This window comes from Chitinophaga sp., assembly GCF_019236475.1.
In the GTDB taxonomy this organism is placed as follows: Bacteria; Bacteroidota; Bacteroidia; order Chitinophagales; family Chitinophagaceae; genus Chitinophaga.
In genome coordinates this window covers 248992-273493 of record NZ_JAFAIX010000005.1, presented here as the reverse complement: position 1 = coordinate 273493, position 24502 = coordinate 248992, and the positions used below count along the sequence as shown (strand labels likewise).

Below are 24502 nucleotides of genomic sequence, written 5' to 3'. Positions count from 1 at the left end.
GGTTACAACCAGTGCCAGGTGCGGAACTTCATCCCCTGCCGTCATCCAATGCTGGCTGAAAAAAGCTCCTTCCGATGACGCCTGAAAAATAACGCCTTCCAATGCTGGCTGAAAAAAGCCTTCCGATGACGCCTGAAAAATAACGCCTTCCAATGCTGGCTGAAAAAAGCTCCTTCCGATGACGTCTGAAAAATAACGCCTTCCAATGCTGGCTGAAAAAAGCTCCTTCCAATGACAGCAGAAAAAAAGCTTCTTCCAATGCTGGCTGAAAAAAAAGCTCCTTCCGATGATGCCTGAAACGAAAGGTTCCCGCCCGCCCGTAGGGCGGGCGGGAACGAAAAAAAACGCTAAGCTTGTAGTGCCTTATTCCTCTTCACTATCAAATAGCAAATAAATAAGAAAAACACCCAGATGGGAATCAACGCTACCGGCATTTTCAGCCCCGTCATCCACATCAAAATCAATATACCCACCAGGAATATCAAGCAGATATAATTCGACAACGGATATAAGAAAGAAGGAAATTTGGTAGAGAGCCCCGCGTCTCTCTTATTCTTCTTAAACTGTAGATGAACAACAGTTATCATCAACCAGTTAATGATCAATGTGGATACCACCAACGACATCAATACTTCCAACGCTTTCTCCGGCATCAGTTTATTCACAATGATACAGATGGCAGCAAAGAGGCCCGATACAATGATAGCCTGCACCGGTACACTGTTCTTATTCAGTTTGGAAAGGAATTTAGGGGCATTGCCTTGCTCCGCCAATCCGTATAACATGCGACTGTTACTATATACGCAACTGTTGTAAACAGAAAGTGCAGCCGTCAGTACGATGAGGTTCAGCGCATTTGCAATCAGACTGGTGAAGTTGATTGTAATGTCGAAGAGTGTGTACTGAAAGCCTTTGAGACTTTCAAACACTGTTACGAACGGACTACTTTTAGTGGTAATATCTTTCCATGGCGACAATGCAAAGAGGATCACCAAAGCGCCTACATAGAATATGAGGATACGGTAAATCACCTGATTGGTTGCTTTAGGGATGGTTTTCTCTGGTTTATCCGCTTCTGCGGCCGTGATACCGATCAATTCCAATCCCCCGAAGGAAAACATGATAAGCGAGATGGCGGCCAAGAGTCCCTGGTATCCGCCTTTTCCGTCTGACTGTAGGAGTCCTTTAGGGAAAAATCCGCCATTATTCCACAGATTGGCCACAGTAGCCTGAGAGCCACCAGTGCCACTGAAAAGGAGATAGGTACCAAAAAGAATCATGGCAATAATAGCCACTACTTTTATGATAGAGAACCAGAATTCAGCTTCTCCGTAAACCTTTACAGAGCTGAGATTAAGGGCATTGATAGCTACAAAGAAGAAACAACTGGATGCCCAGAGGGGAATTTCTGGCCACCAGAATTGCACATACAGCCCGATGGCTGTCAGTTCGGACATACTTACCAGGATATAGAGAATCCAGTAATTCCATCCAGAGGCAAAGCCTGGAAAGGAGCCCCAGTATTTATAGGCGAAGTGGCTGAAGCTTCCGGATACCGGTTCTTCCACTACCATTTCTCCCAGTTGACGCATAATAAAGAAAGCGATAACGCCGGCAAGTGCATAACCGAGGATAACAGAAGGTCCTGCCAGTACGGCCGCAGGGCCTATGCCCAGGAATAAGCCAGTACCAATAGCTCCACCAAGGGCTATTAGCTGGATATGCCTGTTTTGCAGCCCTCTTTTAAGGTGCTGCGAATCGTCTTTTTGTGCCATAGTTGATTTCAAGTTGATTGCTATAGGTAGGTTGCAAGATGTGTAATTTTAACTAATTCCTTCGGAAAAAATTGCTGCCGCTCATGTATCGGGCTATGATAAGTGTATTTCGAACGTTAAATTAGCGAGGCATAAATAGCAGCATACCATGACTTTTATGAAAAGATCAGCCTGTGCGGCCCTGTTGGGAGCAGCACTGATGCACATGGCTGTAACAGTGAACGCACAGCAAAAACAACCCAATATCATCTTCATCCTCGCAGATGATCTGGGATATGGGGATCTCAGTTCCTACGGACAGCAAAAATTCAGCACTCCTAATATTGACCAACTGTCGAAAGAAGGAAAGCGCTTTACCCAGTTCTACGCGGGCACTTCCGTATGTGCGCCTTCCCGCTGTTCTTTCATCTCCGGCAAACATACAGGTCATACTTTCGTAAGGGGAAATAAAGAAATCAAACCCGAAGGGCAGCAACCCATCGCGGATTCTGTTGTCACTTTAGCAGAGGTGCTGAAGAAAGCTGGTTATAAAACGGGCGCCTTCGGCAAGTGGGGACTGGGGCCTGTTGGCTCTGAAGGCGATCCTATAAATCAGGGTATGGACCAGTTTTATGGGTATAACTGTCAGATGGAATCCCATCGTTATTATCCTACACATCTGTGGAATAATGATCAGCGTGTGGAACTCACTGCCAATGGTCAGTTGGAGCATACCGCCCAATATGCCCCTGAAATGATCCAGGAGCAGGCGCTAAAATTTATGGAATCCAACAAAAATCAGCCATTTTTCCTCTATTTGGCGTATACCTTACCACATGCGGAGCTGATAGCACCAGAAGACAGCATCCTAGCTCGTTTTAAAGGTAGCTTTCCAGAAAAGCCGTATAAAGGCGCTATTTACGGGCCAGAACCCAAAGCGAATGGTTATGTCTCCCAGCAATATCCACATGCCACCTTCGCTGCTATGGTTACTAGGTTAGATATGTATGTAGGACAGGTCATGGCGAAACTAAAGCAATTGGGTTTGGATGATAATACCTTAGTCATCTTTACGAGTGATAACGGTCCGCACGCGGAAGGCGGGGCAGATCCTGCCTTTTTCAATAGCGGCGGAAATCTGCGCGGTATTAAAAGAGACCTCTATGAAGGAGGTATCCGTGTGCCTTTCATCGCTAGATGGCAGGGCAAAATCAAAGCAGGTACTGTGAGCAACTTTGCCGGTGCATTCTGGGACATGATGCCTACTTTCGCTGATCTGGCGGCAGTAAAGGCGCCTGCTAATATCGATGGGATCTCGATTGTACCAGAATTGACAGGTAAAGGGAAACAAATACAACATCCATTCCTGTACTGGGAATTCCATGAAAATGGCGGGCGACAAGCAGTGCGCCGTGGCAACTGGAAAGCCGTAAAGATGCATGTTACCGCTAATCCTGCTCCTGCTCTTGAACTATATGACCTCTCGAAAGATCCGTCTGAACAGCATAATGTGGCCGCTGCACATCCTGATATCGCGCAACAAATGCAGGCGATCATGGATAAAGAACATGTGGAATCACCTATATTTCCATTGCTGAAAAAATAGTAGCATCATTCAAGATAATTAAAGTGCTGATCAAAAAAATTTGGGCAGCCCTTTTCGTTTCTACCAATTATTTTACAGATAATTGCACCGTTAACCTGTGAATAAATACAGTCCAACTAAAAACATGATTAATCCTATTATGAAATTTTTACTATTAACCTTGTCCTTGCTGGCAGCAATTCCTGTATTCTCGCAAGTAGCCGATTCCGTTGTTGTCAGAGATACGAGAAACGTACAAGAACCGCCAGAGTACTTCCGGAACATTGTTCATTTTGATTTTAAATTAAGGGATGTGATAGGTGTGCCTCGCCCGGCAGGATCTTTTACACAAGGATCTGGTATGATGACCTTTGCACCCTGGGGCGATAGTACCGGTAACAATGTGCACCAGCTTAACTTTAACAATGATGGTATTTATTACAGACAGGGTGCGCAGGGAAGCGGTGCCTGGCAGGCATGGAGAAAAGTATTGACTAGCCAAGGTATCCAAGTAATTTATGGTCATCTAAATTTAAATTATGATGACACACCGCTTTCATTTACTACGGATAAATCTACCAGTTGGCAGTATATTGCTTACAATAGTGGAGGCACCAGAAAAGCTTGGGTAGGAATGGATACCGATAATAATTTTAATATCACGAAAGAAAATGGAGGTATTATCGTTTTAAAAGGAGCTGGAGTTGGTATAGGTACTGCCAGTATTGGTTCCTGCGCTTTAGCGGTTGAAGGCACTATCGGCGCTCGAAAAGTTAAAGTGACCGCAGGCCCATGGCCGGATTTCGTTTTCGAAGAAAACTATCCACTACCTTCTTTAGCAGAGCTATCCACTTATCTGAAAACGAATAAACACCTTCCAGGAATTCCTTCTGCTGCGGAGGTGAAGAATGATGGCCTCGACCTGGGAGATATGAACGCTAAATTATTACAGAAAGTAGAAGAGCTCTCCTTGTATATCATTCAGCAAAATGAAAAACTGGAAAAGATTACAAAAGAATTGGAAATACTGAAGTCTAAAATAAAATAATCTACGTTAATGCAAAAGAGCCCGCATCCATTGCGGGCTCTTTTGCATTAACGTAGATGTATATACGCTTATTTAATTCATCTGCTTGTGATACACGATCGTATCTGACGCCAATACGGGCAATCGATATCCTCCAGTGTCAATTTTAAGTCCGGTAATCTCCTGTGTCAATTGCTGTACAGTAGTGGCGCTTATCTTTAATTTATTCACATACAACTGCTGTAGCTTTTTATTTTGTTTTAGGGAGACAAGAGCTGCATCGGTAACCGCCGTTTCACCCAGGTTCAGGTACATCAATTGCCGACAGTTGTTCAGTTGCCGCAGTTGGTCGCCTTTGATAGGTGTGCCTTTCAGCGTTAATCGGGTGAGTTGCTGCAATTGCCCCAATGTTTCCAGCGATTGATCTGAAATCTGAGTGTCAGAGAGATCTAGCCATATCAACTGCGTTTTCAGTGGCAGTAGAAGATGGATATCCTTATCGCCGAATGTGGGCGCAGTAAAGGCAGATACAGACAAGTAGTTACTGTTTGCACCCACTGGCAATACTTTCAACCCCTTTGCTGTTAATGCAGCAATGGCACTTTCAGCAGCAGCCGCCACTGTTGTCTGCGGAACTGTTTCCAATTGATCAATGGCTTTCGCCGGCTGCATTGCGGCCAATACTGCCTGTATGCGTGTATTCTTCGGGATATCTTTTACTTTTTTCCCTGCAGGCGCGCCGTTGGCGATCCACCAGTACAACAGTTCTGTTTCTGCCGGCGATAAGGAAGGTTTCCCTTTCGGCGGCATACGGTGTTCATCCTCTTCAGCGAGTAATAGTCGTTTATAGATTTCACTTTCTTCTGGTAGACTATCCTTCAATACTGGGCCATTCTCACCTCCTTTACGTATCAGGGCAAGGGATTCCAGTTGTAAACCTCCTTTCAGTTTTTGCTGACTATGACAGTTGACACAGCGTGTATTCAACACCGGTTGTACCAGATCTTCGTATACCCGTGCATCGCTGATGTCTTTAAAAGCTGGAGTAGCCTTATTGGTGGGCTGATGGACAAACTTGCTCAGTGCTGGAGGTAAGGCGGCTGTGAGGTAATTATCTCCATGCGTGAGACTACCTCCGTAATGTCCTGTTATAGTTATCAATGATAACATTACGAAGCTGTAAATCAGTATCAGTAGATGTTTGCGTCGCAGTATTCTCCAGCATATCCAAAATATGCCGCTACTAACGGCAACGGTTATACCAAGATAAAAATGGGTGTTCAATAAACTTTCTTCATAGCCTCCATCCTTGGAGAGCAGGTAGCCCGTGATGCAACTGGTAACAGCCGAAAGAAATGCTAGTAGTAGCAGTGAAGGAACGGCGGCTTGTAACGACTGCCACCTGGCTCGTCTACTAAGGAGCAGCAAGATGATGGCGGCCACGAGTATACCTATCGGCAGATGTACCAACACAGGGTGCATACGCCCAGAGAAGCCTGTCCAGCTACCACTATTGTCCAATAAAATCATGTTCGTTTTTTATTATTTACCGTATCGCTGGCGCAACTGCTGCAGCATGTACACATTAATATCCCATTGGTTGGCCACTGGTTGGCGTGTATACGGCAACGTTGGTAGATAATCGGCTGGCCCGAACTCTGTTAGCATGGTCAATGGTTTACCTGCTTCCTGGTGATATTTCACCACCTGATCCCACCAAGTGAAATGTTGTTTAACGGTATTGGCCCATTCCGGCGCCCTCGGATCATTGACCTGTGGCCCTTCTGGGTGGCCTACGCGCGTATGAATATGGCTGGTACGCGCAAGCGCTGCTGCCACTGCCTCTGGCTGATCTTGTAAGAGAGATTCATGTACATTACACCAGTGAGAGATATCCAGCGTAAGGCGTAGATCCGGTTTCGCCGCGATGAACTGCTTGGCAATATGCGCAGCAAAGAGCATCCTGCTGCGATGTGTTTCATGATATATTGGAATGCCGCTATCCCGATGATAACGCGAGGTTATATCGATCAGTGCTGCGTTCTGTTCGAAGGTAAAGTAGTCGCGCCCACTATGACAATTGATATACAAGGGCCGAATTTCGTTTTTAGCGGTAGCTGCACGGAGGTTGGTCTCAAACTCAGTTGCATGTTTTTCATAGTTATTACTGCTACCGGCACAGAGATATCCAACAGAGAGGTGGTTATCCTTCAGCGCCCGATACAATTCCTTTTGTGTGGCCGCATCGGAAGACCACCAGACTTCAATGCCATCATATCCTGCTTGTTTGGCGACTGCGCAAAAATCAGCGATGCTGCCCGGAAAACCCCAGTTGGTGGCCATAATGGTGAGCTGGAAACCACTTTTGGACGCTGATTTTGCAAAGGCAAAATCTGGAAGCGTAGGCAGGCAAAAAGCCGCACTGAGAATCGATGTCTGCTTTAAAAAATTTCTTCTTTCTATGTTCATGTGGGAGATACTATCTTTAACTTAATATGGGTGTGATAACTTTTCCGCCGGTATCCGTTAGGCGGAAAGGGCGCCCTTGGAATTGGTAAGTGAGTTTTTCATGATCAAAACCGAGTTGTTGCAAGATGGTAGCATGAATATCATTGATGGCTACTTTCCCTTTGATAGCGGAATAGCCAATTTCATCGGTTTCTCCATAGCTACAGCCTTTCTTGATGCCCGCGCCAGCCATCCACATGGTAAAGGCTTCTACGTGATGATCACGGCCAAGGAAAGGCATTTCTTTGCCGTCCCTGTTCTCTTGCATTGGCGTACGACCAAACTCTCCACCCCATACTACCAATGTTTCATCTAGTAGCCCTCTTTGCTTCAGATCCTGCAACAGCGCTGTGATAGGGCGGTCTATCTCTCTGCATTTATTTCGGAAGCCATAGTCAATGGCCAGATTTTCATCGGTACCATGACTATCCCAGCCCCAATCATATAACTGTACAAACCGAACACCTTTCTCTACCAGTTTCCTTGCCAGCAAACAGTTGTTGGCAAAGGATTCTTTGCCTGGTTGTGTGCCATACATTTCATGGATATAATCAGGTTCGTTATTGATGTTCATGACTTCCGGAACAGCGATTTGCATCTTATATGCCAGCTCATATTGGGAAATGCGGGCCAGGGTTTCCGGGTCTCCATATGCCGTATATTCTTCCTCGTTAATCTGGTTGATGGCGTCTATAGAGGCTTTGCGCAGGTCGCGGTCCATGCCATCTGGATCGGAGAGGAAGAGCACAGGTTCTCCTTTTGTTCTGCATTGGACACCCTGGTACACAGAAGGGAGGAAACCGCTACCCCAAACACTCTTGCCGGCATCCGGTGTTTTACCGCCAGAAGTCAATACCACAAAGCCAGGAAGGTTACTGTTTTCCGTTCCTAGTCCATATGTTACCCAGGAGCCTGTACTTGGGCGCCCAAGGCGCGCGCTGCCAGTTTGCATTAAAAGTTGGGCAGGACCATGATTGAATTGGTCTGTCTGCACGGCTTTTAAAAATGCTACATCATCTGCCATGGAAGTGAAGTGTGGCAAATGATCGGAGATCCAAGCGCCAGAAGCGCCATGTTGTTTGAATACCGCCTGCGGCCCTAGCATCTTTGGTACGCCACGTATAAACGCAAATTTCTTTCCTTCCAATAAGGACGGCGGACATAGCTGATTATGCAGCTTTGCCAACGCTGGTTTATAATCGAATAGTTCTAACTGGGAGGGCGCTCCGGCCATATGGAGATAAATTACACTCTTGGCTTTTCCTGGGAAATGCGGCGCTTTGGGGGCCATAGGATCGCCGGCAACTGTTTGGGAAGGGCTACTGGAGCCACAGCTAGAAAGGAAAGACCCCAGCGCCAAAGCGCCTAATCCAGTCACACAGTCCATCAGGAAATGCCTGCGAGTAGTATAACGGAGATGTTCCCTATTGGCTTCATCTATCAGTTTTTTATATCTGGACATACTCTGCGTTTATCAGGATTTGTTAAGAAATTCATCCAGGTTCATCAAGGCATTGGCTACAGTGGCTAATGCCGCGGTGGTGGCAGTGTCATTGTTCCCGGTGCTGCATTGTAGCATCTTGCAAGCCGCAGCCGGATTTTTTTGAAACCTGGTGAGCGCATTGTTATAGAGCGATAGTAATATTTTCAGTTTGTTATCGCTGATAGGTTTGAATAAAGCACGTTCATAACCCCAACGAATACACGTAGCGGGATCATTTCCCTGTACATGCATCTGCTTCGCTAATGCGATGGCCGTTTCCACATATACAGGGTCATTGAGAGTAACCAATGCTTGTAAAGGTGTGTTGGTGCGTATTCTGCGCTGCATACAAACTTCCCGACTACTGCCATCGAAGGAAAGCATAGAAGGGTAGGGACTGGTACGCTTTTGATACACATATAATGCACGTCTATATTGATTGCCATCTTCTGCTTTCTTCCAATAGGCGCCACTCCACACGGTTTGCCAAATATTATCCGGTTGATATGGCATCACACTTGGACCATGCAATGCGGGATTGAATAAGCCACTTACTAGCAATGCTTGATCTCTCACTTCTTCGGCGGTAAGCCTGAAATGTGGTCCCCTGGCTAGAAAGCGATTGGCAGGATCTTTTTCCAGTAGCTTAGGCGTTGTTACGGAAGACTGCCGGTACGCGGCACTCAATACCATTTCACGTAGTAACGGTTTGATATGCCATTTATAGCCATGCATAAACTGATAGGCCAAATAATCCAGCAATTCCGGGTGAGAAGGTGGGAAGCCCTGGGTGCCGAAGTCTTCCAATGTTTCCACAATACCAATTCCAAATAATTGCTCCCACAGTCGGTTGACCATTACCCTGGCGGTTAGTGGATTTTGATCGGAAGTCATCCACAAGGCCAGTCCGAGGCGGTTCCTCGGTGCATTGGCTGGGAATGGATTGAGAGAGTGCGGTACATCGGGCGTCACTACTTTTCCAGGCACCATCCAGTTGCCTCGTTCAAAGACATGCGTAGTGCGCTGCATGGACACTGGATTCTCCACCATCACCGGCACATCATCTGGCTGCATGTTGACAATCGTCATCAACTTATCATTGATCTGCTGATAGCCGGGAGTGCCTTTACCTGGCAGGTCTTCTCTAAAAGCGAACCACTCTACACTGCATACGCTGGCATCTTTTGGGATACTTGCATTGCGGAAAATGAGCAATAGATCATGTACGCCATTGGTAGGCGGAATAGGAATATTAGCTGCGAGTCGACCTTTAGTGGGTTGCAAGGAATAGGAGAGGAGTTTTTGCCCGGAAAGACTGTCCAGTCGTATTTCTAATTGTCCACCATGACTGTCGGTCCAATAGTTCATTAGCAGGTGCGTTTTACCGCTGAGATCCTGCTTCGGTAACCTGCAACTGCCGCCGGAGCGGATTCCAAGGTATTTTGTATCCTGTAATGCGCCGTTGATATATTGATCGCAGTCGTGTGCATGGCGTTTAGGTTCCAGCACTTGCATGAATGCTTGCACATCTGCCACTTGGCTGGCATTGCCATGTGTGGCTACCCAATTGGAAACTTCCTGGACTTGTGCTGTACTAACGCTGTCGTACAAACGCAGTTTAGGATGTTCCATATGGGTATCTTCATCGCGGGTATTATTGAGGAAAGCCAATAATTTGTAATAGTCTTCAAACCGGAAGGGATCATAAGGATGACTATGGCATTGTACACAGGCGATGGTTACACCCTGGAAAACATCCATGGTAGTGCTTACGCGGTCCATCACGGCAGCGGTGCGGAATTCTTCATCCTGTGTACCACCTTCGTCGTTGGTCATGGTATTGCGGTTGAAGGCGGTAGCAATCATTTCCGCTTTCCCAGGATGTGGCAGCAAGTCGCCGGCTAGTTGCTGGATCGCGAAGCTGTCGTACGGGAGATCACGATTAAATGCATCGATTACCCAATCTCGGTAACGCCATATTTTACGGCCATCATCTCGTTCGTAACCTTTGGTATCTGAATAGCGGGCGAGGTCCAGCCACATGGCAGCCCAGCGTTCCCCGAAGTGAGGGGATTGCAGCAGAGTGTCTACTAATTTTTCATAGGCAGCAGGACTGTTGTCTGCCGCAAAAGCTTTCGCCATTTCCGGTGTAGGCGGTAATCCGGTGAGGTCAAAACTGACGCGCCGTAGCAGGGTCATTTTATCTGCTTCAGGAGAAGAGGATAATCCTTCTTCCTTCAATTTCTTTTGGATATAGAAATCAATCGCATGGGTAGCATCGGGAACAGTGGGTGCTTTGGGAGGAATATAAGCCCAATGTTCGCCCCATTCTGCGCCGGATTTCACCCAGCGGGTGAGTAGGTCTATTTCTTCTTGGGAGAGTGGAGTGCCTTTCTGTGGCATGCGCTCTTTAGGATCTTTGCATGTCAATCGACGGATGAATTCACTCTTTTCCGGATGTCCGGGAATGATGGCGGGTTTGCCGGATTTGGTGATGCCGAGGGCTTCTTCTCGAAATAAAACGCTGAATCCTCCATTTTGCTTTACACCGCCATGGCAACTGATGCAATGCTTGTTGAGGATAGGTTTTATTTCCGTACTAAAATCAGGTTTTCGCGCACTGTTACAGGCAGCCAGGATGCCGCCGATAGCTATGGCGATGGAGAGGTTCACTGTCGTTCTCCGCGTGGAATTGGTACCCATTTACTATTTTGATTGACTGGTATAAATGTAGGATGGATGGGCTACATTTTCCCTAGATGATCTGCTGGTAATGATGGATTATATTATGATCCTGCTTTCCTTTCGCGGTATTGGTTGGGGGATAGCCCCATGATTTTAGTGAATAGTCGTGAGAAGTAGTAAGGATCTTCCATACCTAGTCTGCCCGCAATTTCTTTGATACGTAAACTTGTAAAGAGCAGGTATTGACAAGCCTCTTGTATCTTCAACTGATTGAAATACTCAATAGGAGAGAACCCGGTGCCAGCTTTGAAAACCGCTGAAAAATGCGACTGGGAAAGGTTTACAGCGGCAGCCATTTCTTGCAGCGATAACATGGTATCAATATGTTGGCGCATGAACTCGATGGATTCATCAACGGAGCTGTGTTGTGGAGACGTGTTGTGATCTGCATGGGGATAGATACACGTAGCGAGGAAGGACCAGAAATGCATATTCGCATATTTCAGATTTTCCAGTTTAAAACCTTTTTCTAGTTGGTCGTAGCTGCGATCAAATAAGGCGGTCCGTTGAGTGGACCAGCTTAGAAAGGTGCGATATCCTTGCCATTCGCGGGTAGCGGTTTCCAGTAGGCCATCGGCGCTGCTGCCGAGGAAGTGCGCCCAGTAAATAGTCCATGGATCTTTTACATCTGCACTGTATTCATGTGGGATTTTTCGAGGAATGAGGAAACAATGTCCTGGTTGGATCTGGAAGGTTTCATGGGCTACGGTGATGCTGCCTTTGCCCTCCTTGCAATAAATCAGGATATGTTGCTCCGCCCCTTGTAAACGCCGCATATGGTGGAATCTGGCTTTGGGATAATACCCGATATCAGTGATATACAAGGGCGCCAGTACCGGATCTTCGGTGCATTGCATGGATAACAGGTTGCGGGGCAGAACTATCATGCGCTGCCCCTGGAAGCCTTCTTTCTTCCTGATCATAACGGTGGTTTCTTTGAAAGTAAGAAAATCCATCGTTGCAGGTGAAAAAATGGGATGAACGGAAGCGGTTTATTTCTTCTTTTTGAGCACCGTAACACTGAACTTCACGGGCAGTAATGGAACATCCTGTTTGTTGGTGGGTAGGGTACTGATTTTTTCTACTACATCGTAGCCTTCAGTGATTTCTCCGAATACGGTGTAATCGCCATCCAGTCGAGGTATGCCGCCTTCGGTTTTGTATACTTCCCGATGGGCAGCAGGAATCTTGATATGTTTTTTCGCTTCTACGGAGTCCAGTTGTGCGTCTGTGTATTTCTTGCCTACTGTGAAGTAAATTTGGTTGAAATAGGATGCTTTTGCGGGGTTGTCATCTCTGCCGGCGCCTAGTGTACCGCGTTTGTGAAAGAGGTCTGGTTTTATTTCTGCGGGGAAACGAGGGGCTCCTAGCTCTGGATGTTGTTTTTCTCTCAGCAAGATAGAATCATCCAGCTCGCCGCCTTGTATGACAAAATTTTTGATCACCCGATTAAAATGTGCATGGGTATAGGTTCCCTTTTTGACTTCTGCTAGGAACATATCCCGATGCTTAGGCGTTTCATCGTACAGCATGACGGTGAAATTGCCGTAATTGGTAGTGAACTTCACGCGTACAGACTGTGCCTGTACGAGGTGGCCGGACAGTAGCAGCAATAGTAGATAGATACCCTTTTTCATAGCAGTTATTTGGTTCAAGTTATTGAAATTTGATAAGATAGTATACAAGCGGGAGCAGAATAATTATTCGCAGCCATTACAAAAATGAAGCACCTTGTTCTTGCTGTCTGAAGCGTTTTTTTTATTTTTTATCGTGTGAAAAAATTATTAAGTTAGTGTAAACACCAGTTTTTAACCCTTTTTCGTGTATAGCTTTACGTTATGAACCTGTACACCAGTTTGCCAATAATAATGTTTCCATGATATACTCAAAATTTCCATTTTATCTATTGCTGGCGGTAACCCTGGTGTCTTGCAGCAAAAAAGGAACTACCGACCTCACTCGCAAAGATAACCTTGCCGTCACTCCAGGAACAGAAGCCAATACCGTTACTTATACGGACGAAAGCGTTTTCGTGAACAGTTTGTCTGCCTATGGCTATAAAACACCAGACCAGCTCAATCTTAATCGAGTGGCTGCTACCAGTGGGTACAATACGGTATATGGATTTAATATTCCTGCTGCCAATCAGGTAACAGGATTTAAATGGAATGATGGAGATGAAGCTACCAATGAATGGCGTCCGCAGGGGATCACCGGTTTTACTTGGGCAGGCAAGAAATTTTTATTGGTAACATGGTATGGGGTAGACCCGAGTACCATTGCCGGTGTAAATAATCAGCATAAAGGCGTGCGTGTCTCCCTGGTCGATATTACCAACATGAACAATATAACGTATAGGCATATACTGTTGGTACAGAATAAAGGAAACATGACTAATTCCGCGCTGTATAAGGCTTCTAACAGCTATAACCAGTTGGATGCATTCTGTCCGGTAACGATTCATGCAGGTGGGGTAGCGTGCTATGCTGGTAAAATATATGTAGCAGATACCAATTTAGGTATGCGTGTTTTTGATCTATCGAAATTTATTGCTGCTACGGGAGACACGGCTGAAACTAGCTGTGGAGCCACCTCCAATGGAGATTTGAAAGCATTTAATTACGCTTATATCTTGCCACAAACAGGTTATTATAAAATCACCAATGCCAAGCCTTTCTCTGCTATTGAATTAGGAGAAGGAGCTACTGCTGCTGATAAATATCTCTGGACTTGTCAGTATATCACATCCAGTGAAACCCCTACGCCGCAGGTGTTTGGCTTTCCATTGGATGCTACTGGCGCTATCACTACGGCCACGCAACCACTGGTTGTTACACCGATAGATAATACTAACGGGAACGTATATAACATGCAAGGTGTGTTCCGGGCAGGTACCAAAACTTTCATGACCACTACTGGCAACAGTACTTATGAAGGTTCTACTGCAAGGCTTGTTCGTTATATCGATGGCGCTACCGCTGGCGTACGTTACCGCTGGCCACATGGCGCGGAAGATTTGTACAGAGACGAAGCCACTGGCTACCTCTGGAACCTGACAGAATATGAAACGTCCAAATACGGCCAAGATAATCGGGTCGTGTTTGCCGTGCGATTGGCAGATTACAACTAGACACTTATCCTACCTTCCCTATAATTTTCCCACGAGGTTGTTATGAGCAAATCGATAAAAATTCTTTGCGATTTTGCTCCTACGTGTGCGTTGCGAGCAAATTCATTCGCATAACAACCTCGTTTTTTACTAACTTGTATCTCCATAAATTATTCTATGATGCGATACCTGTTACAACTATGCCTTTGTATGGCCGTTAGCTTGTCTGCAATGGCTCAAAAAGAAAAAAACGAACTGCATTTCACCAGTAGCCAGGCACAAAGGATTACTGTTTACAAAGGCACTGTATTCGTGAATGGAAACAAGGCATTTATCTTCCCAGAAGACAATATCAACTATCCCAGCAAAAGAAACCGCCTGATTGAAGACGGTAAATCTGTGTTCCTCTTCCTGGATGTGGCCATGAAAACAGGCTCCAACAGGTTATATGTATTCAATATTGATCATTCCCTCGCAGATACCCTCCTGACGGCTGTTAGCTCAGATGTAAAAGATTGGGACCATGACGGTAACATGGAATTTGGTGGGGCAGAACAGGTTACTCCATATGTGCCTTTCACGGATAAAGGCGCTGATTCCGCCTATTATGTCCCTTCCCGCTTCTATGAAATCCGTAAAGGAAAGATCATCTATGATGCGGAGCTGACAGAGAAAACAGACATCAAAGCGAATGGCGTCTTCCTAACAGAACCTTATGATGCCAACGGGAAAACAAAACTAATCAAGCGGAAGAAACGGGGTTAATGAATTGATTATCAATATAAGAGGCCGTTCGGAAGAACGGCCTCTGCTGTTTTAAGTCTGGGTAAAACTTCAAAATTGCTATAACTTTACGTATCATTTTGCAAGTAACTGCGTACATATGAAAGTATTGATAGTAGAGGATAACCGAGAGCTGTCCAGCGGTATAGCGGATTACCTGACAGGAGAAAAATACATCTGTGAGCCGGCTTACGATTTTGAAACTGCCAGTGAAAAACTGGCACTGTTTACCTATGATTGTATCCTGGTGGATATCATGCTTCCAGATGGAAACGGGTTGGAATTGCTGAAGCAGATACGGAGAGATGATATCCGCAGTGGCATTCTCATTATCTCCGCTAAAGACGCCCTGGATGATAAGGTCAAAGGACTGGATGAAGGTGCAGATGATTATGTGATCAAACCTTTTCATATGTCGGAGTTGCACGCCCGACTGCGAGCCATTTACAGGAGAAAGAAACTCGAAGGCCCCAGTAACCTGGTCAGCTTTAATGAAATAGAACTCAATACCGATACAGTAGAAGCAAAGGTTAACCAGCAGGTGTTGGATGTTACCCGTAAGGAATTTGACTTGCTGCTGTACTTTATCGTCAATAAAAATCGCGTACTTTCGAAACAGGCCATCGCAGCCCATTTATGGGGAGATTATACCGATAATCTCGCCAATTTCGATTTTGTATACCAGCACGTTAAGAATTTAAGGAAGAAGATCAGCACGGCGGAAGGCACAGATTACATTGAAACGGTATACGGACTGGGCTACAAGTTTAATACGTCCAAGCAATGAAGTTAATCAATAAAATCACCATCTGGTTCTTGGGAGTGATCTTACTGGTAACGCCTGTTACCATGTTCATTTCCCGGAATAATATAAAGAAACACCTCGATCAGGCGGAGATTTCCCGCATGACAGCGGTGAATGATCACGTGTATAAACAGTTGTTGGCCGGAGGGAAACCAGATCACTATACCCACGGACGTCCTATTGAAGTAAGTTTGTACCAAGGCGAAATGCCCCAACAGAAGGTGCAGGTAAGAAAGGAGAATCTGGCAGAAGATGATATGGTGAAGAAAGAATGTCGGATTTCCGTTGATTCCTATTATCCCATTGGGAACCAGATATATAAAATTTCTTCTTATAACTTCGTACTGAACTCCCAGGAAATCTTCGACGGCATGTTGTACACCGTTGCTTGGAAGATGCTGATGATGGTGCTAGGAGTGGGATTAACCGCCAGGTTCCTTTCCAGGATTATCCTCCAGCCTTTCTACAGGGCCATGAAAGCGATCAAGCATTTCGATTTGAAGCGCGGAGATAGTAAGCTGCAATTGCCACATACGACTACCAAAGAGTTCCAGGAACTAAATGCATTTTTACAGAAGATGACAGACAAGGCTGCCGCAGATTACGCTGCTGTCAAGGAGTTTAGTGAAAATGCCTCCCACGAACTACAAACGCCACTGGCCATCGTGCGCAGTAAGCTGGACCTCCTCAGTCAAACGGAAATCGACGATCGGCAGGCATCCCTCATCGGCGATATGCAATCGGCCATTGAAAGACTTTCTCATATCAACCGTAGTCTCGTCTTGCTAACAAAACTGGAAAACCAGGAATATAAAACCGAAGAGGACATTAAGTTCTGCACAGTGACCAAACAGGTGATGGCTACCTACGAAGACTGGATAAAGATGAAAGACATCCGTTTACGTAGCAACCTCGATAAAAATGTATCGCTACAAATACATCCAGTACTGGCGGAAATACTGATTGGTAATTTACTCAGCAATGCCATTCGGTATAATAATACAGGGGGACAGATACGCATAGACCTCACCCGTCAATGGCTGCGTATCAGCAATACCGGGCATCCGCCAGATTTACCTACCGCCGATATGTTCCGCAGATTTAAGAAAGGAAACCAATGTAATGAAAGCACTGGCCTCGGTTTGGCCATCGTAAAACAGATCTGTGATGTAAATGACTTTTCTGTGACGTACCAATTTGAGCAAGGCTGGCATGAGGTAATGGTGAAGTTTCATCAGTCGGAATCCCCTACAGTAGCAGATTCAGGAGATAACTCTCGGGAAGGGCAACTGGCAGTTTCTGGTTAAAGCGCCGAGAAAAATTTCAATTTTGTAGTAAAATTCAAATTTACTTCAAAATGTGACGATCACTTTGCAGTTGAATTCTAATCAGACTTACCGGCTGTAAAAATCTAATCACATGTGGAGTAAGAAACTATTGCTGTTGGCGCTGTTTTCCTTTCTGATGAACGAATACCTATGCGCTCAACAGGTCTTTACCCTTCAGCAGGCTATCGATACCGCTATTGCCAATTATGGAACTATTAAGGCCAAAGCCAGTTATACCGCTGCCGCAAATGAGCAGGTAAAACAGGCACGCCGCGACTATCTGCCCAATGTTAATTTATCTGCCCAACAGGACTATGGTACCATTAATGGACAGAATGGTCCCCTGTATGGCTTCGGCGGCCTTGCTGCCTCTTCTTCCGGCGTACCACTGGACCACCAGAATTGGAACGCTGCCTTCGGCGCATTATATCTCACGAATATAAACTGGGACTTCTTTGCCTTCGGACGTGCAAAGGAGAAAATAAAAACCGCAATGGCGGCTGCTACTCAGAACGATAAAGATTGGCATCAGGAAATTTTCAGACACAAAATTAAAGTGGCAGCCGCTTATTTAAACCTCGTAGCCGCACAACAGCTTACCCGTTCCTATCAAGAGAATATGGACCGTGCCGACACGGTGCGCAAGCTGGTGCGTGTACGCGTACTCAATCACCTGATCGCAGGCGTGGATTCCTCTCAGGCGAATGCAGAGTATTCCAGCGCCCGCATCACCTGGACTAAAGCGAAAGATGCAGAACAAGAGCAAGGCAATCAACTGGCGCAACTGCTGGGCATCCCTCCCCGCAACTTTACCGTGGATACTGAATTCGTAAAAAGAATACCGAATCTCGCAGAGGTACAGTTATCGGAAGATAATCACCCCGTATTACAATGGTACAAAAGCAGGATCGCCTTAAGCGATGAACAGGCGAAGTACATCAAAACCTTCTATTACCCGGCATTCTCAGTAGTAGGCGTATTGCAGACAAGAGGTTCTGGATTTGGCAGTAACTATGGCGTAGATCAACATAACTTCAGCCAAGGTTATTGGGATGGCGTGAACCCAACACGTACCAACTATCTGTTGGGCGTTGGCGTTACCTGGAATATTACACAGCCGCTGCGCATCTCCCGCCAAGTGAAGGCGCAACAGCAAATCAGTAAAGGACTACAATATGAATACGAACTGGCAGACCAACAAATAAAAGCACAACTGCAACTCTCTGATACCAAATTACAGAATGCCCTGGATAATTTCCGAGAAGTGCCTGTGCAGGTAAAAGCCGCTTCAGATGCATATCTACAGAAATCAGTACTCTATAAGAACGGACTGACCAACTTGGTAGATCTCACACAAGCTGCCTATGCACTGACACGCGCGCAAACAGACAGGGATATCGCATTTGTAAATGTTTGGCAGGCCTTGTTGTTGAAAGCTGCTGCTGCCGGCGATTTCAATGTGTTTACCTACTAACGCTATCGTATAAACGGAAACCATGCTAGTATTATCTAAGAACAATTTATTATGAACCTGATTAGTTTTGCGCTTAAGAAACCTATTACTATTTTGGTACTGGTAGCCGGCCTATTCTTCTTTGGGATTAAGGCGGTCAACAGTATCAAGATAGATATCTTTCCTAAACTGGATCTACCCGTGCTGTACGTTTCCCATCCATTCGGCGGTTATACTCCCGCGCAGATGGAAACGTATTTCGCTAAACAATATATCAACATCTTTCTCTTCGTAAACGGTGTTAAAAGTATTGAAACCAAAAATATCCAAGGGCTTACCCTGATGAAGATTAACTTCTATCCCGGTACCAATATGGCGCAGGCTGCAGCGGAGGTCAGCGCGTTTTCCAACAGGATACAAGCAATTTTCCCTCCTGGTTCCAATCCGCCTTTTATCATTCGCTTCGATGCCTCTACACTGCCAGTAGGACAACTCGTTCTCAGCAGTGATAAACGCAATAACAACGAATTACTCGACCTAGCGAACGTGTATGTACGTTCTACGTTTACGTCCATACCCGGACTGGTAGCCTCTCCGCCATTCGGAGGTAACGTGCGTACCATTGTTATCAAAGCAGACCCGGAATTACTGCGTCAGCATAACATGACCACCGATCAGTTGGTGGAAGCAATGCGCCTGAACAACCAAACAACTCCTTCTGGTAACGTACGCATCGGAGATAAAAACTATATCACCCCTGCCAATACCACAATCAAAACAGTAAAAGATTTTGAAAATATTCCCCTCTTCAAAGGTGATGTTAAAAACCTCTATCTGCGCGATGTGGCTACCGTAGAAGATGCGGCGGATATTACTTCCGGTTATGCATTGGTGAATGGTCGCCGTTCAGTGTATCTTAGTGTGGCGAAAAGTGCGGATGCTTCTACATGGGAAGTGGTACAGCGACTAAAAGCCGCCTTGCCTAAAATACAGGCACAGTTACCCGAAGATGTAAAATTATCCTACGAGTTTGATCAATCGACCTACGTTATCAACTCCGTAAAAAGTTTATTATCCGAAGGTATTATTGGGGCTATCCTCACCGGTTTGATGGTATTGCTCTTCCTGGGAGATGCCAGGGGGGCGGCGATTGTAATCTTGACGATACCTACCTCCATTATATCTGCGGTGCTCTTCCTTTCCATAACAGGACAAACCATCAATATCATGACCTTGAGTGGTCTTGCCCTGGCGATTGGTATCCTGGTAGATGAAAGTACGGTAACGATAGAAAATATACACCAGCATTTGGATATGGGTAAACCGAAGGCCCTGGCTATCTGGGATGCCTGTCAGGAAATCGCATTTCCGAAATTACTGATCCTCTTCTGTATCCTGGCGGTATTTGCACCTGCCTTTACCATGGGAGGGATTCCTGGCTCCTTGTTCTTGCCGCTGGCATTGGCGATTGGCTTTAGCATGGTGATTTCCTATCTCCTGGCACAGACCTTTGTACCGGTGATGGCCAACTGGATGATGAAAGGTAAACATCACAAAAAAGCGGATGGTAAACTGCTGACCGATGCAGAAGAATATGAAGCTGCTGGTTTACCAAAAGGAAGTGAAAAGAATACCTGGGATCAGAAAGAAATCCTGGTGAAACATGCCGACAGCAATCGGGATGGAAAAATCAGTCGCTTTGAAAAATTGCGGCAGCGTTACCTTCGCTTCCTGGATAGAATGATGCCTTACCGCCGCCCGATTGTAATTGGTTATTTGGTGGTAGTGGGTGCCATTGCAGTATTGATGTTTAGTGGTATAGGAAGAGATGTACTACCGAAAGTAAACAGTGGGCAATTCCAAGTGAGAATGCGCCTGCCAGATGGTACTCGTATTGAAAATACAGAAGCGGCTACTATAAAGCTGACGGATGCTATCAATGGAATAGTAGGAAAAGAACATGTATCTATCACCTCCGCATATGTGGGGATGCACCCGCAGCAGTTTTCCGTCAGTCCTATCTTCCTTTGGATGGCAGGGCCTCACGAAGCGGTGTTGCAAGTGGCTTTGCATGAAGATTACAAAGTAAACCTCGATGAGCTGAAAGATAAGATCAGGCATAAGATGGCAGAAATCAATCCGCAAATGAAATTGTCGTTTGAACCGATTGAGTTGACAGATAAGATTTTGAGCCAAGGTTCACCTACACCCGTAGAGGTAAGGTTTTCTGGTCGTGATAAGAAAATGAATGAGCTGTATGCCCAGAAAATGGTGACGGAACTGAAGAAGATTGCTTATCTGAGAGATGTGCAGATCGGCCAATCTATTCACTATCCGGCTGTAAATGTGGAAATTGATCGTGTACGTGCTGCACAGTTAGGTGTAGATATGACAGATGTTTCCCGCTCTCTCATTGCTTCCACTTCTTCTTCCCGTTATACAGAGAAAAATATCTGGGTAGATGAAAAAGGAGGAAACAGCTACAGCGTACAAGTACAGATACCGGAGAGTAAGATGGCTAGTAAAGAAGATATGAGTGAGATACCATTGCTTCGGAATGCCGGGCGTCCTGTATTAGGGGATGTGGCCAACCTGACGGATGCTATTACTTACGGCGAAACCGATAACCTTGGCGCTATGCCGATGCTAACGGTAACGGCTAACCTGAATGAGAAAGATCTGGGGTATGCTGCCGAGGATGTGAAAAAAGCGATCGCTAATTTGGGCACATTGCCACGTGGTTTAAATGTGGAAATGATTGGGTTGAGTACTACGCTGAAAGATACATTGGATAGTCTACAAAGCGGATTGTTGGTAGCTATCGTGGTAATTTTCCTGATGCTGGCAGCCAACTTCCAGTCGTTCCGCGTATCAGCGGTAGTACTGGCAACAGTACCTGCGGTATTATTAGGTTCACTGGTATTGCTGATGTTATGTCATTCTACTTTGAACTTGCAGTCATACATGGGGATGATTATGTCGGTAGGGGTATCTATTTCCAATGCGGTATTATTGATCACCAATGCGGAGCAGTTGCGTAAATCAAATGGGGATGCGCTGTTGTCGGCTAGAGAGGCTGCGGCATTGCGTTTGCGTCCGATCTTGATGACCGCCCTGGCCATGGTGGTAGGTATGATTCCAATGGCAAGCGGACTCGGAGAAGCGGGGGATCAGTCGTCCCCGCTGGGAAGGGCCGTAGTGGGAGGTTTGATTGCTTCTACTTTTGCAGCGCTCTTCATACTGCCATTGGCCTTTGCATGGGGACAAGGACGTGCCACTACGCAAAGTGTTTCGTTGCATCCTAGAGATGAAGAAAGTATTCACTATATTCCTGAAGACGATAAATAAATTATAAAATTTCTATAAATCGAATCATATGAACAGCGGTTTGCGCAAATTTTTTCCTTTCATGTCAGCCATAGTGCTCACAGCAGGACTATATAGCTGCGGGACTTCCGATGCTAAGGATGAAAAAGCTGCTGCTGCGGAAGCGGCACCTGCTCTGCAGGCATTTAATTTGCAAAAAGGAAATCTTTCCTCCAATATAAAAATTCCTGGTGAGCTGATCGCCTTTCAACAGGTAGACCTGTATGCGAAAGTGAGCAGTTTTGTAAGAAAGCTGAATGCAGACGTGGGTACGCAGGTAAGCGAGGGGCAAGTCCTAGCTACGATGGAAGCGCCGGAGTTGAATGCACAGTTATCTGGTGCAGAATCCAAGCTGAAATCCCAGGAGGCTATTTATTTGTCCAGTAAAGCGAACTATGATCGTTTATTTGAAACCAGCAAAACCCCTGGTACGGTATCACAGAACGATCTAGACATTGCTTTTGCCCGTCAGAAATCAGATTTGGCCCAACTGGATGCTGCGAAGGCGGCCCTTCGGGAAGTGGGCGATAATCGTAACTATTTGACCATCCGTGCGCCATTTTCCGGGGTAATTACTGCCCGTAATGTGAGTGCAGGTGCATATGTAGGTCCGGCAGGAAAGGGTTCTGAATTGCCTATTTTTACTTTGCAAGAGCAGAAGAAACTGAGGTTGGTAGTGAGTGTACCGGAAGCGTATACTAGTTATCTCAACAGCCAAAGCGAAGTAGCGTTTACAATACATGCGCTGAATAATCGGAAATTCTCCGGTAAGGTGATCCGTTTGGCAGGTGCGCTGGACCGTAAATTGCGCTCTCAGCATATCGAAATTGATGTGCCTAACGATGATAAACTCCTGTTGCCAGGTATGATTGCAGAGGTGAATATTCCGCTGAACAGTGCTACCAGCAATTTTGTGGTGCCTTCTACGGCTATCCTGAATTCCACTAAAGGCGTATATGTCATCAAAATACAGGATCATAAAACCAAGTGGGTACCGGTTACTACGGGACGTAATGAAGATGGCAAAACGGAAATCTTTGGTGATCTGAATGAAGGGGATACACTGATTACCGCTGCTACAGAGGAGGTACGGGATGATGTAACAGTGCCTGCGGTGAAAGTTGGTAAATAGAGATGATGTTATATAAATGAAAAAGAGTTGGATGATTTCATCCAACTCTTTTTTTATGTAGTAAGTTCTGTTAAACTAAACAATGGAAGTGGGTTATGCGGCTTCGGTGTTTTCTGATATCAGGTGAGGGACGGGGTATATTTCGTGGTATGGGTCGTATAGTAGAATATAAAATACCGTTAGTGGCCCTATGAAGAAGTGGATGCGGGGAGCCTTCCTGCTGCCATCGTTGGGTGTGTATAGATGGAATTGACCAACAGTGGGTAAATCTTCCAATTGTAGTTTTTCACTGCCTAATATTTTCCTTAATATTTCGCTCATTTGCAGATTAGGCTTATTAAGATGGAAATAATCCGATCGCTTATGATAATTTATTAAATTATTTAAAGGGATTTTGGCAATTTTCTTTACCTGGGAAAAATATAGTTTATAATCACCCAGAAGGAAATCAGGGTGATTGAAACTATATTTCTCAATGTTAAAATTTAAATAGTCATAGGCAAAGAAAGGTGTTTGGTTGGTGTTAAGGTGAGTAGAAGTGGGTTTGAATTTTCCCGGTTTATATTTAAAAGATATTTCGTCCTCATATATTTCCTTTAGTAAGTTGTTGGTAAGCTTTTCCATTTTTATTTAATTTTGAAATGAAAGATGAGTGCATAGTTTCCAACGATATGGGCTTTTCGCAGCGTTCCACAATTCCCAGCCCTTCTCTCGCTTCCAGCCAAGGTATTTCGGAATGAACATACAATGCCAGTAATCCGGCTTCCATAAAGCCATATTTCGTTAGTACTCCATCTACAAATTCTACTTGATCTTCTTCCATGTTCAAAGATTGGAGCACTTCTTTTATCGCATCAAGGATGTCCATTCCCTTAGGAATCTTCACTGGCAGCGACTTATCACTACTCCAGTATCTTCTGTATTTATTGTAGATACTACGATAAGCAGGTCCACTTACCCATGCCTCTGGTGCTTCATTGAATAATGGATGTCCGTGAAATGCTACCATATGCCAACCTTGCATATAATATAGTACTTTCTGCATCTTCCATGCTGGTATTTCAACCTTTTTGGCCGTTAAAAAATGTACCACATAGTTGGAGAATTCCAAAATGTTTACTTCTGTAGGCATTGTTAATTTTATTAGATTAAACCATATAGTTAGGAACACTGAATCTTTTACCAGCATTAAAAAAATACTGATATTCATATCCAATGATGAATACATTAATTGCAGGCAAGAAGGAGGGAGGAACGTATGCAAATAAGAAAGTCAGTGAAATATATTTATGATAACCAAACCGGCCATCACACTGACTTATCATCTCTGGCAAAGAGGAAACGAATTTAATACTAACTTTCAATCACACAAAAAAAATCTGCAAATTTTCAAAAAGTTATAAGGGTATTTTTAATCTGAAATT

At 45.2% G+C, this 24502-nt stretch carries 18 protein-coding genes; 9 read left to right on the top strand and 9 right to left on the bottom strand.

Annotation, left to right across the window (positions count from 1 at the left end):
• Nucleotides 1-347 precede the first annotated feature (347 nt).
• Nucleotides 348-1775, bottom strand: a complete 1428-nt coding sequence (locus JO154_RS08415; RefSeq protein ID WP_291943708.1) for an amino acid permease — start codon at nucleotides 1773-1775, stop codon at nucleotides 348-350.
• Between the two features lie 157 nt (nucleotides 1776-1932).
• On the opposite strand from JO154_RS08415, the gene JO154_RS08410 reads away from it, so the two are divergent.
• Complete coding sequence (locus JO154_RS08410; protein ID WP_291943705.1) at nucleotides 1933-3360, top strand: arylsulfatase; 1428 nt, start codon at nucleotides 1933-1935, stop codon at nucleotides 3358-3360.
• 139 nt (nucleotides 3361-3499) lie between these two features.
• Nucleotides 3500-4387 carry a hypothetical protein gene (locus JO154_RS08405; protein WP_291943702.1) on the top strand — a complete coding sequence of 296 codons (888 nt, stop codon included), beginning with the start codon at nucleotides 3500-3502 and terminating at the stop codon, nucleotides 4385-4387.
• Nucleotides 4388-4459: 72 nt separating this feature from the next.
• On the opposite strand, the gene JO154_RS08400 is transcribed toward JO154_RS08405, so the two are convergent.
• The 6 genes from JO154_RS08400 to JO154_RS08375 form a co-directional block, all read right to left on the bottom strand.
• Nucleotides 4460-5896 carry a c-type cytochrome domain-containing protein gene (locus JO154_RS08400; protein WP_291943700.1) on the bottom strand — a complete coding sequence of 479 codons (1437 nt, stop codon included), beginning with the start codon at nucleotides 5894-5896 and terminating at the stop codon, nucleotides 4460-4462.
• 12 nt (nucleotides 5897-5908) lie between these two features.
• Nucleotides 5909-6835, bottom strand: a complete 927-nt coding sequence (locus tag JO154_RS08395) for a sugar phosphate isomerase/epimerase (RefSeq protein ID WP_291943698.1) — start codon at nucleotides 6833-6835, stop codon at nucleotides 5909-5911.
• Between the two features lie 16 nt (nucleotides 6836-6851).
• Nucleotides 6852-8336 (bottom strand): DUF1501 domain-containing protein, encoded by a 1485-nt coding sequence (locus tag JO154_RS08390; protein WP_291943696.1) that lies wholly within the window; start codon nucleotides 8334-8336, stop codon nucleotides 6852-6854.
• 12 nt (nucleotides 8337-8348) lie between these two features.
• The gene (locus JO154_RS08385) at nucleotides 8349-11060 is read right to left on the bottom strand and encodes a DUF1553 domain-containing protein (protein WP_291943694.1); all 2712 of its coding nucleotides are present in this window, start codon (nucleotides 11058-11060) and stop codon (nucleotides 8349-8351) included.
• An 83-nt stretch (nucleotides 11061-11143) separates the two neighbouring features.
• Nucleotides 11144-12058, bottom strand: a complete 915-nt coding sequence (locus tag JO154_RS08380; protein WP_291943691.1) for an AraC family transcriptional regulator — start codon at nucleotides 12056-12058, stop codon at nucleotides 11144-11146.
• A 36-nt stretch (nucleotides 12059-12094) separates the two neighbouring features.
• Nucleotides 12095-12739: a peptidylprolyl isomerase gene (locus JO154_RS08375; protein WP_291943689.1), complete on the bottom strand. Its 645-nt coding sequence runs from the start codon at nucleotides 12737-12739 to the stop codon at nucleotides 12095-12097.
• A gap of 239 nt (nucleotides 12740-12978) precedes the next feature.
• Here JO154_RS08375 and JO154_RS08370 point away from each other — a divergent pair, with 239 nt between their 5' ends.
• The 7 genes from JO154_RS08370 (at nucleotide 12979) to JO154_RS08340 (ending at nucleotide 23078) form a co-directional block, all read left to right on the top strand.
• The gene (locus tag JO154_RS08370; protein WP_291943687.1) at nucleotides 12979-14232 is read left to right on the top strand and encodes a hypothetical protein; all 1254 of its coding nucleotides are present in this window, start codon (nucleotides 12979-12981) and stop codon (nucleotides 14230-14232) included.
• A 156-nt stretch (nucleotides 14233-14388) separates the two neighbouring features.
• Complete coding sequence (locus tag JO154_RS08365) at nucleotides 14389-14976, top strand: hypothetical protein (protein WP_291943684.1); 588 nt, start codon at nucleotides 14389-14391, stop codon at nucleotides 14974-14976.
• A 118-nt stretch (nucleotides 14977-15094) separates the two neighbouring features.
• Nucleotides 15095-15781 (top strand): response regulator transcription factor, encoded by a 687-nt coding sequence (locus JO154_RS08360; protein ID WP_291943682.1) that lies wholly within the window; start codon nucleotides 15095-15097, stop codon nucleotides 15779-15781.
• Nucleotides 15778-17106, top strand: a complete 1329-nt coding sequence (locus JO154_RS08355) for a HAMP domain-containing sensor histidine kinase (RefSeq protein WP_291943680.1) — start codon at nucleotides 15778-15780, stop codon at nucleotides 17104-17106. The genes JO154_RS08360 and JO154_RS08355 overlap by 4 nt, the downstream gene beginning before the upstream one ends.
• Before the next feature lie 112 nt (nucleotides 17107-17218).
• Nucleotides 17219-18601 (top strand): TolC family protein, encoded by a 1383-nt coding sequence (locus JO154_RS08350; RefSeq protein ID WP_291943678.1) that lies wholly within the window; start codon nucleotides 17219-17221, stop codon nucleotides 18599-18601.
• Nucleotides 18602-18652: 51 nt separating this feature from the next.
• Nucleotides 18653-21928: an efflux RND transporter permease subunit gene (locus JO154_RS08345; protein WP_291943675.1), complete on the top strand. Its 3276-nt coding sequence runs from the start codon at nucleotides 18653-18655 to the stop codon at nucleotides 21926-21928.
• Nucleotides 21929-21989: 61 nt separating this feature from the next.
• On the top strand, nucleotides 21990-23078 hold the full coding sequence (locus JO154_RS08340) for an efflux RND transporter periplasmic adaptor subunit (RefSeq protein ID WP_291943673.1): 1089 nt from the start codon (nucleotides 21990-21992) through the stop codon (nucleotides 23076-23078).
• A gap of 93 nt (nucleotides 23079-23171) precedes the next feature.
• Here the strand turns inward: JO154_RS08340 and JO154_RS08335 are convergent, their stop codons facing one another.
• Together JO154_RS08335 and JO154_RS08330 are read right to left on the bottom strand one after the other, a co-directional pair.
• Complete coding sequence (locus JO154_RS08335) at nucleotides 23172-23399, bottom strand: hypothetical protein (RefSeq protein WP_291943669.1); 228 nt, start codon at nucleotides 23397-23399, stop codon at nucleotides 23172-23174.
• Between the two features lie 262 nt (nucleotides 23400-23661).
• Nucleotides 23662-24210, bottom strand: coding sequence for a type II toxin-antitoxin system antitoxin SocA domain-containing protein (locus tag JO154_RS08330; protein ID WP_291943667.1), 549 nt, complete (start codon nucleotides 24208-24210; stop codon nucleotides 23662-23664).
• Nucleotides 24211-24502: the final 292 nt, after the last annotated feature.